Origin of the sequence: Kitasatospora mediocidica KCTC 9733 (assembly GCF_000744225.1) — a bacterium.
In the GTDB taxonomy this organism is placed as follows: Bacteria; Actinomycetota; Actinomycetes; order Streptomycetales; family Streptomycetaceae; genus Kitasatospora; species Kitasatospora mediocidica.
In genome coordinates, this window is the sequence record NZ_JQLN01000001.1 from 613,922 (window position 1) to 628,516 (window position 14,595).

Annotated in this window: 12 protein-coding genes and 1 pseudogene; 9 read left to right on the top strand and 4 right to left on the bottom strand. The window is 72.1% G+C overall.

All coding sequences use genetic code 11. The annotated features are described in order from the left end of the window. Positions 1-52: 52 nt before the first annotated feature. Positions 53-898, bottom strand: coding sequence for a universal stress protein (locus tag BS80_RS02770; protein ID WP_035792157.1), 846 nt, complete (start codon positions 896-898; stop codon positions 53-55). 267 nt (positions 899-1,165) lie between these two features. Between BS80_RS02770 and BS80_RS02775 the strand changes: the two genes are divergently transcribed. Beyond that, complete coding sequence (locus BS80_RS02775; protein ID WP_035792160.1) at positions 1,166-1,867, top strand: response regulator; 702 nt, start codon at positions 1,166-1,168, stop codon at positions 1,865-1,867. Between the two features lie 79 nt (positions 1,868-1,946). Continuing rightward, positions 1,947-2,327, top strand: coding sequence for a pyridoxamine 5'-phosphate oxidase family protein (locus BS80_RS02780; RefSeq protein WP_035792162.1), 381 nt, complete (start codon positions 1,947-1,949; stop codon positions 2,325-2,327). A gap of 15 nt (positions 2,328-2,342) precedes the next feature. Here the strand turns inward: BS80_RS02780 and BS80_RS02785 are convergent, their stop codons facing one another. Then, positions 2,343-4,052, bottom strand: a complete 1,710-nt coding sequence (locus tag BS80_RS02785; RefSeq protein ID WP_035792165.1) for a GAF domain-containing sensor histidine kinase — start codon at positions 4,050-4,052, stop codon at positions 2,343-2,345. A gap of 190 nt (positions 4,053-4,242) precedes the next feature. Between BS80_RS02785 and BS80_RS02790 the strand changes: the two genes are divergently transcribed. The 4 genes from BS80_RS02790 (at position 4,243) to BS80_RS02805 (ending at position 10,008) form a co-directional block, all read left to right on the top strand. Further along, a complete protein-coding gene (locus BS80_RS02790; protein WP_063771869.1) occupies positions 4,243-4,689 on the top strand; it encodes a universal stress protein in 447 nt (148 codons plus the stop codon). A 98-nt stretch (positions 4,690-4,787) separates the two neighbouring features. Continuing rightward, positions 4,788-7,496, top strand: coding sequence for a magnesium-translocating P-type ATPase (gene mgtA / locus BS80_RS02795; protein ID WP_232246318.1), 2,709 nt, complete (start codon positions 4,788-4,790; stop codon positions 7,494-7,496). Between the two features lie 291 nt (positions 7,497-7,787). Beyond that, entirely contained in the window at positions 7,788-8,480 is a 693-nt protein-coding gene (locus BS80_RS02800; protein ID WP_035792168.1) for a CBS domain-containing protein, read from the top strand. Positions 8,481-8,679: 199 nt separating this feature from the next. Further along, on the top strand, positions 8,680-10,008 hold the full coding sequence (locus BS80_RS02805) for a PP2C family protein-serine/threonine phosphatase (protein ID WP_035792171.1): 1,329 nt from the start codon (positions 8,680-8,682) through the stop codon (positions 10,006-10,008). A 183-nt stretch (positions 10,009-10,191) separates the two neighbouring features. Here the strand turns inward: BS80_RS02805 and BS80_RS02810 are convergent, their stop codons facing one another. Further along, positions 10,192-11,049 (bottom strand): universal stress protein, encoded by an 858-nt coding sequence (locus BS80_RS02810; protein WP_035792174.1) that lies wholly within the window; start codon positions 11,047-11,049, stop codon positions 10,192-10,194. 167 nt (positions 11,050-11,216) lie between these two features. Continuing rightward, entirely contained in the window at positions 11,217-12,161 is a 945-nt protein-coding gene (locus tag BS80_RS02815; protein ID WP_198045407.1) for a universal stress protein, read from the bottom strand. A 327-nt stretch (positions 12,162-12,488) separates the two neighbouring features. Between BS80_RS02815 and BS80_RS02820 the strand changes: the two genes are divergently transcribed. The 3 genes and pseudogenes from BS80_RS02820 (at position 12,489) to BS80_RS02830 (ending at position 14,085) form a co-directional block, all read left to right on the top strand. Then, positions 12,489-13,151, top strand: coding sequence for an Rv1733c family protein (locus tag BS80_RS02820; protein WP_035792177.1), 663 nt, complete (start codon positions 12,489-12,491; stop codon positions 13,149-13,151). Then, positions 13,109-13,399, top strand: coding sequence for a hypothetical protein (locus tag BS80_RS02825; protein ID WP_035792180.1), 291 nt, complete (start codon positions 13,109-13,111; stop codon positions 13,397-13,399). The genes BS80_RS02820 and BS80_RS02825 overlap by 43 nt, the downstream gene beginning before the upstream one ends. Positions 13,400-13,452: 53 nt before the next feature. After that, a pseudogene (locus BS80_RS02830) lies at positions 13,453-14,085 on the top strand (hypothetical protein). The last annotated feature ends 510 nt before the right edge of the window (positions 14,086-14,595 follow it).

The window sequence follows — 14,595 nt, forward strand, 5'->3', positions numbered from 1 at the left end:
AGATCCAGCAGGGGCCGGTCTCCTGGGGAGGCCGGTCCCTGGACAGGGTCGGTCAGTCGTGCGGGATGACGGCCACCGGGCACGGCGCATGGCGCAGCAGCTCGCGGGTGAGCGGTCCGAGGTGGCGACGCCCGCGCCGGGCTCCGATCACCAGCAGGTCGGCGCCGGTGGTGGCCTCCACCAGATGACCGGCAGGAGTGCCGACGAGGGCACTGCGCCGGATCTTCGTCGTGCCGTTACCCTCCAACGGCGTGGCGACCGCCGTGAGCAGCGCCTGCGCGCGCTCCAGGGCCGGCCCGGTGTCCATCACGACCGCCATGCCGGACAGGTCGACGTCCGGGTGCCAGGCGTGGACCACCTCCAACTCAGCCTGGCGGGAGGCGGCCTGGGCAAGCGCGAAACGGGCCGCGGGGCCCGGGTCGTGGTCCGGCGCCACTGCCAGGACGACCCTGTGGGGACTATCCGGCAGCGGCTGCTCGCCGCGCACCACGACCACTGGGAACTCGGCGTGGCGCACCAGCCCGGTGGCGACCGTTCCCGGCATCAGCACGTCTGCCGCCCGGTGCTTGCGGGATCCGACGACGACCAGGGCCGCTCGGCGACCGATCCGCAGCAGCCCCGGGAGCTTGTCGTCGGCGAGAATCCAGGTACTGACCCGCAGGCCCGGTCGGCGGGCGGTCGCCCGGTTCGCGGCCTCGCTCAGCATGTCCTGGACCACCTGCCGGGCGCGGACGTAGTCGGCGCTTCCCGTCTCGTCGGTCTCGTACCGGCTCCATCGCCAGGCATGGGCCACCTGGAGCGGGCGCCCCTGCCGGGCTGCCTCGTCGGCGGCCCAGTCCACCACCCGGGCGCTGTCCTCCGATCCGCCGATCGCCGCCACTACCGGTGCCGTTGTCATGCGATGCCGCCTCTCCCCATTCGTCGGACCGCTGTCGGTGCGGCCGTGCTGAGGTCACTGCACCGCGGTGACGGGGCCGGCGAACAGGGCCCAAGAGTCCCGGTTCCATGGTCCGACGGTCCGTCCACCGTGCTCGGGCCCTTGCCGGGCGGGTAGGGAGGAGAATAGGGCCGACCGGCCCTGGCCGTTCGGCCCTGGACGGGGAAGGCTGCCGGTGAGGCTTCACCTGTGCCGTCGAGGCCGGGCCCAAGGGATGCGGAGATCGCGATGTCGGACGGTACAGCGGGGCTTGAGAAGGCGCCGTTCCGGGTCTTTCTGCTTGACGACCACGAGGTGGTGCGCCGCGGCGTGCACGACATGCTGGACGCCGAACCCGACCTCACGGTGGTCGGCGAGGCCGGCACGGTCGAGCAGGCCCTGGCCAGGGTGCCGGCGCTGCGACCCGACGTCGCGATCCTGGACGTGCGGCTGCCGGACGGCGACGGCGTCTCGGTCTGTCGGGAACTGCGCTCCAAGATGCCGGAGTTGGCGTGTCTGATGCTCACCTCCTTCGACGACGAGGAGGCCCTGCTGGATGCGATCATGGCCGGCGCCTCGGGCTACGTCCTCAAGCAGATCAGCGGCACCGACCTGCTGACGGCCGTGCGGACGGTGGCCTCCGGCCAGTCGATGCTGGACCCGGGCGCCACCACCCGCCTGATGGCCCGGCTGCGCGGCGACGCGGCGGCCGAGCAGCAGCCGACACTGCCCAGTCTGACGGACCGCGAGCGGGAGATCCTCGCGCTGATCGGCGAGGGCCTGACCAACCGCCAGATCGGCCAGAAGCTCTACCTGGCCGAGAAGACGGTGAAGAACCACATCTCCCGTCTGCTGGCCAAACTCGGCGTGGAACGCCGGGTGCAGGCCGCCGTCATCGCCACCCAGGCCGCCCACGACCAGCAGGCGGTGCACCGCCCGGGACGGCAGTAGGTTCTATGCGCAGGATCGGGCCTGGATCGGGGACCATCGGCCCTCGCGGCGCAACCGACAGGGGACGATGATCGGACCCATGACCTCCGATCGTGAGCCGCTGGACGAGCGGCAGTGCCTGCGGCTGCTGGCCGACATGTCGGTGGGGCGCGTGGTGTACACGGTCCGCGCGCTGCCTGCCGTCCTGCCGGTCCGCTTCCGCCTTGACGGCGACGGCAGTCTCCTGCTGCGCGCCCCGGCCGGGTCGGAGGTACCCCGGGCCGTACACGACGCGGTGATCGCCTTCGAGGTGGGGGAGGTCAGCGGAGCGGACGGCGCGGGCTGGAGTGTGACCGTCCTCGGCACGGCGCAGGTACTGCCCGGTAAGGGCGGCGCCGCACCGGAGGAGGTGCTGATCCGGCTGCGGCCCGAGGTGGTGACGGGCCGCGTCCTGGAGTCCATCCCGGCTCCTCCCCGCTGAACACGCCGGCGCGCCTCACTCCGTGCGGAGCGGGACCGTCCACAACAACCGGGTGCCGCCGCCCTCGGGGCTCTCCAGCTCCATCGTGCCGCCCAGCTGCTCCGCGCGTTCGGCCAGGTTGCGCAGTCCGCTACGCCGGCCCTCGGCCGGGAAGCCCACGCCGTCGTCGGTCACCGTGAGCAGGAGGTCCCTGCCGGTCGCCCGGAGGCTCACCTCCACGCGATGGGCCCGCGCGTGCCGCGCCGCGTTGCTGAGCGCCTCGCTCAGGACGGCCATCACGTGGTCGGCCACCTGCGCGGGCACGTCGGTGTCCAGCAGGCCCTCCATGCTGAGCCGGGGCGGGAACCCGAGTGCGGCCTGCGCCTCACCGACCGCCCGGGAGGCACGGGAGCGCAGGCTCTGCACCCCTTCGTCCTCCCGGGCACGCAGGCCGAAGATGGTCGACCGGATGATCTTGATGGTCTCGTCCAGGTCCGCCACCGCCCGGGTCACCCGGTCCGCCGCCCCCTGGTGCTCGATGAGGCGGGCGGCGCTCTGCAGGGTCATGCCGGTGGCGAAGAGCCGCTGGATGGCCAGGTCGTGCAGGTCGCGCGCGATCCGGTCACGGTCCTCCAGCATCGCGAGCTGCTCCGCGTCGCTGCGCCGCTCCGCCAGCTCCAGGGCCAGCGCCGCCTGGTCGGCGAAACCCAGCAGTGGACCGATCTCCTGCTCGGTGAACTCGGGATGCCCGGCCGGGCGCTCCAGCAGCAGTGTGCCGCTGACCTGGCCGGTCGCCGTGCTCAGCGGCACGGCCACCGCCGGGCCCAACCGCTCGAAGCGGGTCGGGCTGGCCGGGAAGCGCGAATCACTGGCGATGTCGGCGCTGGTCACCGCGGCAGCCGCCGCGTAGGCCGCGCCCGACAGCGTGCCCTCCACGGGCACCGTGAGCCCGAGGCGGCCGGCCGCGTCCCCGCCCAGCGCCAGCTCCACCCGCAGCGCGGCACCGGTCGCCACCACCGACACATCGGCCAGCTCCGACTCGGTGATCTCGCGAGCCCGCTGCGCGATCAGCTCGACCACCTGCGCCCTCGGACTGCCGGACAGCAGGCTCCGGGTGATCTCGGCACTGGCCCGCAGCCACAGCTGCTGGCGCTGCGACTCCTGGTAGAGGCGGGCGTTGTCGATGGCCACCCCGGCAGCGACGGCCAGGGTGGAGATGACCGCCTCGTCGTCGGCGTCGAAATCCTCTCCGCTCCGCTTGTCCGTCAGGTAGAGGTTCCCGAAGACCTTGTCCCGCACCCGCACCGGGACCCCGAGGAAGGTACGCATCGGCGGATGGTTCGACGGAAACCCGTATGACGCCGCGCTCTGCGAGATCTCGGACAGCCGCAGTGGTTCGGGGTGCCGGATGAGCTCGCCGAGGGTCCCTTGCCCGGAGGGAAGCGGGCCGATCTTCACGGCCTCTTCCTCGGAGATCCCCACAGTGAGGAACTGGGAGAGCGAACGGCCGTCAGGCCCGATCACGCCCAGCGCCGCGTACTTCGCGTCGACGAGCACCGCCGCCGACTCCACGATCTGCCGCAGCGCCTGGGTCAGGTCCAGCTCCCGGCCTACCAACAGGACGGCCTCCAGCAGACTGTGCACCCGGTCACGCGTCCCCCGGGCGGTGTCGATGCGCGCCTGCAGCTCCTCCAACAACTCGTCCAAGCGCAGCTGCGGGATCCGCGGCGTGTCGTCCCTGCCCATGGGGCCCCTCTCCTTCGTGCCACCGGGTGGTGAACACGTCCCAGGTTCACCGTAGCGGCAGCCGACACCCTTGCGGACCACGGCCTCGAAGGGCCCGATGGTCCCGGTGTGCGGGACCTGGCGGCCCTGTCAACCGGCCATGACAACAAGCAGGCTGACGCACGAGAACACAAACCCCAGGGAGGACCTCATGGAGTTCGACAAGGCAACCGAGCGGCGGATCGTGGTGGGCGTGGACGGGTCCCCGTCCTCGGAGGCCGCCCTGCGGTGGGCGATCGCGCAGGCCGGCCTGCGCGGAGCCGCCGTCGAGGCGCTGACCAGTTGGGAGTACCCAGCCACCATCGGCTGGAGTATCCCGATGACCGTGGACACCGACTTCGGCGCTCTGGCGGGCAAGGTGCTCAGCGAGTGCGTCTCGAAGGCCGCCGGCCCGGACCGCACGGTCGAGATCCGCGAGCACGTGGTGCAGGGCAACGCCGCGCAGGCCCTGGTCGCCGCGGCACACGGCGCGGAGCTGCTCGTGGTGGGCAACCGCGGCCATGGCGGCTTCACCGAGGCGCTGCTGGGCTCGGTGAGCCAGCGCTGCGTGCATCACGCGACCTGCCCGGTCGTGGTCGTCCGCGACGACGAGAACTGATCGACGGCCGTGCCGGTGGCTCGGGCCTCCTGGCCTGCTCCACCGGCACGGCCGTCCCGTCCGATCCGCCTCACCATCGCGAGAACAGGAAGACACCGGTGACCTCCTCCACAGGGCTGGCCGAACACCGTGCAGATGGTCCGCCGAACACCGTCTCATCACGCCGCGGCCTGAGCACGAAGGCCGCGGCCTCGCTCGACACCCGGGCCGTCCTGGACGCCACCGGCAGCAGTCCCGAGGGCCTGTCCGCGCAGGAGGCAGCCCATCGGCTCGTCACCGACGGGCCGAACGCCGTCCGCTCCCACCACGTCAGCGCCCTGGCCGTCCTCGGCCGCCAGCTGCGCAGCGCGCTGCTGATCCTGCTGATGGTCACCGCAGCGGTCTCGTACTTCTTCGGGGAGCAGACCGACGCACTGATCATCGCCGTCATCCTGCTGCTCAGCATCACCCTGGGCTTCGTCAACGAATACCGCGCCGAACGCTCCGCCGAGGCCCTGCACTCACACGTCCGGCACAACACCGTCGTGGTGCGTGGCGGTACCGCCACCGAGGTGGACGTCACCGAGCTGGTCACCGGCGACGTGGTGCGGCTGACCCTGGGTCAGGTGGTGCCCGCCGACGTACGCCTCCTGGAGTGCACGGGTCTGGAGTGCGACGAGAGCGTGCTGACGGGCGAGTCGGCGGCCTCGGAGAAGGACCTGCGGCCGGTTGTCGAGGGGACGGCGCTCGCGGAACTGCACTCGTGTGCGCTGATGGGCACGGTCGTCCAGGCGGGCAGCGCCACCGGCGTCGTGGTCGCCACTGCCGGGAGCACCGAGTTCGGCCGGATCGCGCTGGGTCTGGGCGAGCACCAGCCGGAGACCGACTTCCAGGCCGGACTGCGCCGGTTCTCCATGCTGCTGCTCCAGGTCGCCGCCGTGCTCACCACGTCGATCTTCGTGATCAACCTGCTGCTGCACCGCCCGCTGCTGGACGCCCTGCTCTTCTCGCTGGCCATCGCGGTGGGCATCACCCCGCAACTGCTGCCCGCGGTCGTCAGCACCAGCCTGGCCACCGGATCACGCCAACTGGCGCGCCGCAAGCTGCTGGTCAAACGCCTGGTGTGCATCGAGGACCTCGGCGACATGGACGTCCTGGTCACCGACAAGACCGGAACCCTGACCGAAGGCCGCATCAGCTTCCAGGCCGCCCTGGACCCGCTCGGTGCCGATTCGCAGGAGGTCCTGCGACTGGGACTGCTGGCCACCGAGACCGCCATGGACGGCGAACACCTGGGCGCCAACCCGCTGGACGCCGCACTGTGGGACGCCCCTGGCGTCACACCACAGCGCGTCGGCGCCTGGCAGCGAATCGCCCAACTGCCTTTCGATCACGTCCGGCAGCTCACCTCCTGCCTGGGGAAGCAGCCGGACGGCACCCGGCTCATGGTCGTCAAGGGCGCGCCCGAGACGGTACTGGAGCGCTGCTCGGATCTGCCCGACGGCGTGCGGGACGTCCTGGCCTCCCACTTCGCGTCCGGCAGCCGCGTCGTCGCGGTGGCCACCAAGAACGCCGACGGCCTGACGACACTTGCCCCTGGCGACGAGCAGGGGCTGCGTCTGGCCGGGTTCCTGGTCTTCCTGGACCCTCCCAAGGCCGGCGCCGCCGACTCGCTGCGCCGGCTCGCCGAACTGGGCATCGCGGTGAAGATCTGCACAGGTGACAACCCGCTCGTCGCCGAGAAGGTCTGCGTCGATCTGGGCCTGGCCTCCGGTGGCACGCTGACCGGCCGCGACATCGAGGCGCTGGACGACGAACAGCTGACCGACGCCGCCGAGCGGGCCACGATCTTCGCCCGGGTCTCCCCCGAGGACAAGGCCCGCGTGGTGCGGGCCCTGCGACGGCGCGGACGCGATGTCGGGTTCCTGGGCGACGGCGTGAACGACGCGCTGGCCCTGCACGCCGCAGACGTGGGGCTGTCCGTGGACACCGCCACCGATGTCGCCAAGGACGCCGCTGACGTCGTCCTCCTGGAGAAGGACCTGGGCGTGCTCGCCGAAGGGGTCGCCGAAGGGCGACGGATCTTCGCGAACACCATCAAGTACGTCCTGATGGGCACCTCCAGCAACTTCGGCAACATGTTCAGCGCCGCCGGAGCCTCACTGGTCCTCACGTTCCTGCCGATGCTGCCCTCCCAGATCCTGCTGAACAACCTGCTCTACGACTCCAGCCAGTTGACCATCCCCACCGACAAGGTCGACCCCGAGCAGCTGCGCGCGCCCTCGCACTGGGACATCGCCTTCATCCGGCGTTTCATGCTCTTCTTCGGACCGATCAGCTCGGCCTTCGACTTCCTGACCTTCTGGGTCATGATCGGGATCTTCCACGCCGGGCCGGACCTGTTCCGCTCCGGCTGGTTCGTCGAGTCGCTGGCCACCCAGACCCTGGTGGTCTTCGCGATCCGCACCCGCCGCGTGCCGTTCATGCGCAGCCGCCCGAGCCTCCCGCTGCTGGCTGCCGTACTCGGCGTCGTCGCGGTCGGCATCGCGCTGCCGATGTCGCCGCTGGCGAGCGCCCTGGGCTTCACCGCCCTGCCGGCCGGGTACTTCCTCGCCCTGACCCTGATGACCGTGCTCTACCTGGTGCTGATCGAGGGCGCCAAGCAGATCTTCTTCACCCGCCTCACCGCCCGCCACACCCCCGCGCCCCGAGTGCGCCGACGCGGCCGCGCCCACCGCATCCAGCGCCGGGCCGGGCGCTTCAGCCACCCCGGCCCGCTCACCCCGCACCGCCTCCGCCGACGGGCGCACGCCGCCGCTCACGGGTAACGCCACAGGGCCCTTCGGACCGACCCGGCGGCGGTCGTCCACCCGAGCCGGTCCCCGCCACACACCGCCCCTGCTGGGGCAGGAGATGCGGCGAGGACCGGCTCGTCGCCGTGAACACGACGATCGCGCCTGATGTCTCGTCACCATCCGGCGCAGGGCCGTACGGCAAGGCCAGGGACCCGAAGGGCCCACGTGCGGCACCGGGTCCCCGAACGACAGTAGAGGGACGCAGAATCCGCCGGACGCGACCGCGAGGCGGCAACTGACCACCGTACGAAAGGAATCCAGGCGATGCGACACCGGATCGTGGGAGAGCTGATGACGTCGGCCGTGGTGCACGTGCGGCCCGACACGCCGTTCAAGGAGGTCGTCCAGGTGCTGTCCCGCAACGACATCACAGCGGTGCCGGTGGTGGACGAGCAGGACCGACCGCTGGGTGTGGTCTCCGAGGCGGACCTGCTGTGCAACGAGGTCGCGCAGGAGGACTCCGCGGGGCTGCTGCTCGCCCCGCGCCTGTCGCGCGGTGAGCGGAAGAAGAGCGAGGCGACCACCGCCGAAGGGCTGATGACCCGCCCCGCGGTCTGCGCCCGTCCCGAGTGGACGGTCGTGGAGGCCGCCCGCGCGATGAACCACCGGCACCTCAAGCGTCTGCCTGTGGTCGACGAAGCCGGCCGCCTGGTGGGCATCGTCAGCCGCAGCGACCTGCTGCGGGTCTTCCTGCGCCGCGACCAGGCGATCCGGGAGGAGATCCGGCGCGAGGTCCTGGACGGCGCCCTGGGCATCGCCCCGGACTCCGTCGAGGTCCAGGTGCACGACGGCCAGGTGTCCCTGGCCGGCACGCTCGACCGCCGGAGCCTGCTGGCCGTCGCGGAGCGGCTGTGCCGCAGCGTGGACGGCGTGGTCGCGGTCATCAGCCACCTCGGCTATCGGGTCGACGACACGCTGTCGGCTCCGGCGGTGGCAGCACCCGGAAGTCGCGGCTGACCGGAGAAATCAGGTTCGGTCCGTGCACGGCCCGGCCAGGCTCGGACCGAACCTGCCATAATCGATCCACGGGTGACCTGCGCAGACATTCGAGTCACTCGCTGACCGCCGGACCGCTAACCTCGACCCGTCGAGGCGAGCCTGATCGCCCCTCCCAGCCCGCCCGGGCGACGGCAGCACCAGCGGAAGGGCACCACCGGTGGACTCGCACGACCCCTGGCCCGCACAGCTCCCCTCCCGGCAACTGAGCCTGGACGCGGACCTGGACCGGCTCGGCGAGCAACTGGCCGAACTGGCCCACACCCAGGGGCGGATGAGCGGCCTACTGGACGCGGTCCTGGCAATCAGCCGGGAGCTGGAGTTGTCGGTGGTGCTACGCCGGATCGTGACCACCGCGATGGAGCTGGTCGGGGCGCGCTACGGAGCGCTCGGGGTCCTCGACGAGGGCGGCGGGGAACTGGCCGATTTCATTCCGGTCGGTATGGACGAACGCGAACTCGCCGAGCTGGCCGGAGTCGAGCTGCCGCACGGCCGCGGCCTGCTGGGACACCTGATCGACGACCCCCGGCCGCTGCGGGTCGACGACATCGCCGCGCACCCCGGCTCTGCGGGCTTCCCGCCCGGCCACCCCCCGATGCGCACCCTCCTCGGAGTGGCCATCACCGTGCGCGGCCGGGTCTACGGAAACCTCTACCTCACCGACAAACTCGGCGGAAAGCCGTTCGACCCCGACGACGAGGCTGTGGTCACCGCGCTGGCCGGCGCCGCCGGCATCGCCATCGAGAACGCCCGCCTCTACGAACAAGTGCGTGCGAGCGCCGAACAGTTCCAGCGCCTGCTGCTCCCCTCACTCCCCAACCTGAGCCCCGTCACAGCCTGGGCCGTCTACCAGCCCGCCGCCGAACCCGCGCTGCTCGGTGGCGACTGGTACGACGCGGTGGAACTGCCCGACGGAGGCCTGGTGATGATCGTCGGCGACGTGGTCGGCCACGACGTGAACGCCGCCGCCACCATGGCCCAGGTCCGCAACATGCTGCGCGCGCTGGTCTTTGACACGGCCGCCACCCCCGCCGAGGTGCTGGCCCGGCTCGACCGGGCCCTGAACGCGCTACCGGAGGCGCCGATGGCGACCGCCTGCCTTGCCAGGATCGACCACTCGCACGGCGCCTGGACCCTCCGCTGGAGCAACGCCGGCCATCCGCCGCCCCTGCTGGTCACCACCGACGGCACCGCCCGCTACCTCACCTACGATCCCGATGTCGCGCTCGGTGTCGACACCGACCTGCCCCGCTTCGACCACCGCCAGACCCTGCCCGCCGGCGCCACCGTGGTGATGTTCACCGACGGCCTGGTCGAACACCCCCGCCGCGACCTGGACGAGGGCCTGCACACGATAGCCACCGTCGCCGCTCCCCTGGCGGCCCAGCCCTTGGAGCACCTTGGCGCGGCCCTGGCCGCCGCCCGCCCCGGCGACGGCCACGACGACATGGCCGTACTCGCACTACGGATCCCGGCAACCGACAGCTGACGGCTGACGGCTGATCGACGTACTCACCCCCGAGGGGAGCGGCGTGCGTGGTTCAGGGCGCGGTGGCGCGCTTCGAGCACCACCGCGAACAGGCGTGGCGGCGAAGGCGGTTCGGGGTACAGAACGGGGCCGAAGGTCACGTGTCCCGCTGTCGCAGCTGTCCGCGCAGGCGAAGGGCGTGCGTCAGGCCGTGTGCGGGACCACGGCCACCGGGCAGTGCGCATGGTGGACGACCGCATGAGCCACCGGACCGAGGTGCAGCCCGGGCAGCGAGCGCTCGGGGATCCGTCGGCCGACCACCAGCAGGTCCGCCGACGCCGACGCCTGGACCAGTGCCCTGGCGGCGCCGTGGTCCATCAGCTCCACCGACGTCCGGACCTCGGGGAACTTGTCACTCCAGCGGTCCAGGCAGTCCTGGAGCTGCTGCACCTGCGCTGCGGCCAGCGCGATTCTGATCTGCGGCTGCGGGAGCGGAGCCTTGGTCAGATAGGGCCCGGCAGGGGGAAGGCCGCCGTGAACCGCCCGCAGCACGGCACCGCGTTTGGCCGCTTCCTCGAACGCGAACCCGATCACCTCCTCGCACGGCCGGCTGCCCTCGACACCGAGAACCACCTCCCCCGAGCCGGCGTGCTCGCTCGCCATCCCGGAGCGGACCAGCACCACCGGGCGGTGGGCAACCGCCACCACGTCGAGCGCGACCGAGCCGACGAGCGGACCGGCGAAGCCCCCAAGCCCGCGCGAACCGAGCACCAACAGTTCGCTGTGTTCGGCCGCGGCGCTCAGTACGTGCAGGGCGTCACCTGCGCACCTCACCAGCGACACGTCCAGCTCCGGGAGCAGGCGGGCGATGCGGACGTGGAGTTCCCCAACCGGGTCCGGCAGGCGCTCGGACCGGCCCGTCGCCGCACCAGGACGTGGCGGCCGCACCGCGTGCAGCAGGCGCAGGCCGCTCCCGCTGCGACGGGCCTGGTAGCCGGCCCACTCGGCGGCGGCCGCACTCTGTGCGGACCCGTCCACCCCCACCACCACCGGAAGCTTCATGGTTTCGTCCCCTCTCTCGTTCCCACGACGAGCGGAGCGCCGGCGCGCACTCCGCTGATTCACCGACAGAACTCTCGTACGGCACCGCACTTGGGCGGTATCGGCCGACAGGTCCGCCCCCGACCCCGAACGGCCCTTGTTTCACCGCAAAGGCCGGAGCGACCGACTCAGCGCCGGCGGTGACGCGCCCCGGCGGCCTCACCCAGGTGATGCTCCAACGGCGGCCACGCCCGCAGGTCGGGAGCCGACGCGACGGGGACCACGGCGATCGGGCCGGGCACATGCTGGAGCACAGCCGGCAGCGTCGACCCCAGGCCGGCCGGGTGACCGTCGGCCCATTCACGCCGACCCACCACCAGCAGGTCCGCCTTCTCCGCAGCCCTGACCAGGGCCTCCGCCGGTCCGACATCGGCCAGCTCCTGGATCACGGGCACGTCCGGATAGTGCTTGCGCCAGTCCGCGAGGACCTCGTCAAGCAGTCGGGCCTGTGCCTCCCGTCGGCGTCCGAAGACCACCCCACCCGTCGCCTGCCCACTGGGGTGGACGCAGGCGTGCACCACCCGCAGGCGGCAGGCGTGCCGTTCCGCGGACTCGAAGGCGAACGCTGCGGCCGCCTCGGCGGGGTCGTGCGCGTCCAGGCCCAGCACGATCTCCCGCAGGGCCGGCCACTGAGCCTGCGCCTCCCCCTCACCGGCGCGGGAGCGGACCAGCACCGCGGGGCAGTAGGCCCGCGCCGCCGAGTGCAGCCCGACCGAGCCGACACGCAGTTCACGGAATCCCCCCTGCCCCCGGGCTCCCAGGACCAGCAGTTCGGCGTCCTCACTCGCCGCCAGGAGGGCGACCGACGGAAGATCGACGATCTGGTCGACCATCAGCTCAAGTCGCGGATGGCTGCGGGCGAGTCTGCTCTCGACGCTCCGCAGGTCTCCCCGCGCCCGCCCGTCCGCCGGCTCGACGCCCTGAGAAGGCGTGGGCAGCAGGTGGGGTAGGAGCGGGTAGGCGTTCAGCAGCCGCAGCGGAAGACCCCGCAGCAGTGCTTCCCGCGCCGCCCACTGCGCGGCGCGCAGGCTCGCCTGCGAACCGTCCACCCCGACGACGACGTGACGTATCACGGTGTCCACCTCCTGAGGACGTCCACGAAGCCGGACCATCCCGGTCACCGGCCCTGCATGCCACGGTCGCCCTGCCCCCGTACCGCCGCGAGGCCCAAAGGTCCCGCAGAACGTCCCCACCACTCATGAGCCGACGTCACCACGACCGTCCGGCAAGGCCGGTGGGTTCAGCGCCTGTCCCCACGGCCGGGCCCACCCGGCCCGAAGTGGGGGCCAACAGGCCCTGTGGGTCACCAGCTCCGCCGCGCCAGGCTGATGGACATCGGAGAACAGGGCGGCGAAGCCCGGCTCCACGTCCGCGTTCGGCGCCCTTCCTGGAGTGACACCATGCCCTCAGCCCCGCGCCCTGCCCGTCCGACCCGCGGTTCGATCCTGGCCGGAGCGCCGGCCCGACACCTGCGTGCGGCCGTCCACCCGGGCGCCAACCCGCTGCGCCGCGACATCGACCGGGCACGCGGCCGTGGACTGCTCGCCGCCGGGTTCGGGCTGGCCCTCTCGGCCGGGCTGGCCACAGCCGCGGCCTTCCTCACCCTCCACAACGACCAGGCACACGCACTGAGCGAGTCGCAGCGCCTGCACCATGTGGAGGCCACGGTGCTGACTCCACCTCAGAAGGCCCGGGGCTCGATCACCGGTGTGGCCTCCACCGGCTTCCAGGCGGAGGTGGCCTGGACGTACCCCGCCGGTCACAGCGTCACCCGTGCGGCCCCGGTCACCGCACAGGCCGCACCGGGCAGCACGGCCTCCATCTGGGTGAACAGGAGCGGGGACCTCAGCGCGCCGCCGCGCGGCGAGGCCGACATCGTGGCGGATTCCGTCCTCGTCGGACTCGGCACCCTGGGCATCCTCTCGGTAGCCGGCGCCACCCTCCTCGGCAGTCAGCACCGCTCGCTCGACCGCCAGGCGGACTCCCTCTGGCAGCAGGGCTGGGCGCGTGTGGAGCCGCTGTGGTCGGGGCGGACGCGCGGCGCGAGTGCGGAACCCTGCTGACGTTCCCGTCGCACCGGCGACCGTCGCCCCCGGCCAGGACGACCGGCACAGGCCAAGCGCGCCGCTCAGCCGTCGACTCGTCCGGGCAGCGGGACGGCGTCTTCAGCCTGTGGGGCTCCGCCAACTTCGCCTTCCTCGGCCAGTACGTGGAGGTCCCGGAGGACGTCGACAGCGAGATCCCACCGATCTACCACGCACTGTCCGACCCCAAGACCGCGTACCACGCACTCAAGACTGCCTTCGCCTGAGCCGCTCACTCACCAACGCACCACCCACCACCCACCACCGATGGGAACCTGCCATGACCGTCCAGTCCACCCACCTGCACCCGCTCCGCTACCGCGTCGCTGCCGCGCTGCGCCGCACCACCGGCCACCACCGGCAGGCGGTAGACGCCGCCACCGCCACGACGACCACCACCGCCGCCGCCAAGGCGCTCGCGTCGGCCCGTGCGGTGCTCGGCTTCGTGTTCCTCTGAGCCTTCCTGGACAAGGCTTTCGGCTGGGGGTACGCCACCTCCGACGCCAACGCCTGGGTCAACGGCGGCTCCCCCACGAAGGGCTTCCTCAGCCACGTCGCGGCCGGCCCGCTGGCGTCGACCTTCCACCGGCTGGCGGGCCAGGGCTGGGTGGACTGGCTGTTCATGCTCGGCCTGCTCGGCATCGGCGTCGCGCTGGTCAGCGGTGTGGCCCTACGGCTCGCCACCGCCAACGGCACCCTGCTGCTCGCCCTGATGTGGGCAGCGGAGTGGCCTCCCGCCCGCCACCTCTCCAACGGCGCGGCCAGCGGCTCCAGCAACCCCTTCGCCGACTACCACCTGGTCTACGCACTGCTGCTGATCGCCCTCGCAGCCACCAGCGCCGGCGACACCTGGGGCTTGGGCCGCCGTTGGGCCGCCCTGCCGATCGTCCGCGACCACCCCTGGCTGCGCTGACCCCTCATCGACCGCGCCCGCCCCGAGCGACGCACCCAGCACGCTGCCACCGGACGCGGTGCCCAACCAGCAGCCGTCCCGCCCGTCAGCAGCGTGGCCCCGCCCTTCCTGTGGCGGCCGGCGGCAGCGCGAGCGGCAGCCGGCCGCCGCCCGGCGCCGAGATCAACGGTCGGCTCTACCTCGACGTCCCCTTCGCAGCGAAGGACCAGGCGAAGAGTCAACTCGGTGCAGCTACCCCACCTCGGGCTGGTGGGGCAGCTGTCGTTGGAAGGCTCAGGCCACCGTCTGGGGGGCAGCAGGTCCGTCCGGTGCTGTTCGAGGTCGGTGACGCTGTCGAGGTCCACCTCGACGGTGTAGCGGGTGGGGGAGCCGTCGGGGGCCGGCTCCTGGGTCGGTTGGCGAGCCCGTCGCGCAGCTGCTCCATGCTCCGCAGGTCGGCGGTATCGGACCCGCGCGCGACGGACCCGCGGAACTCACCCCCGGGTGATCGGTCGGTGCGCGTTCCAGACG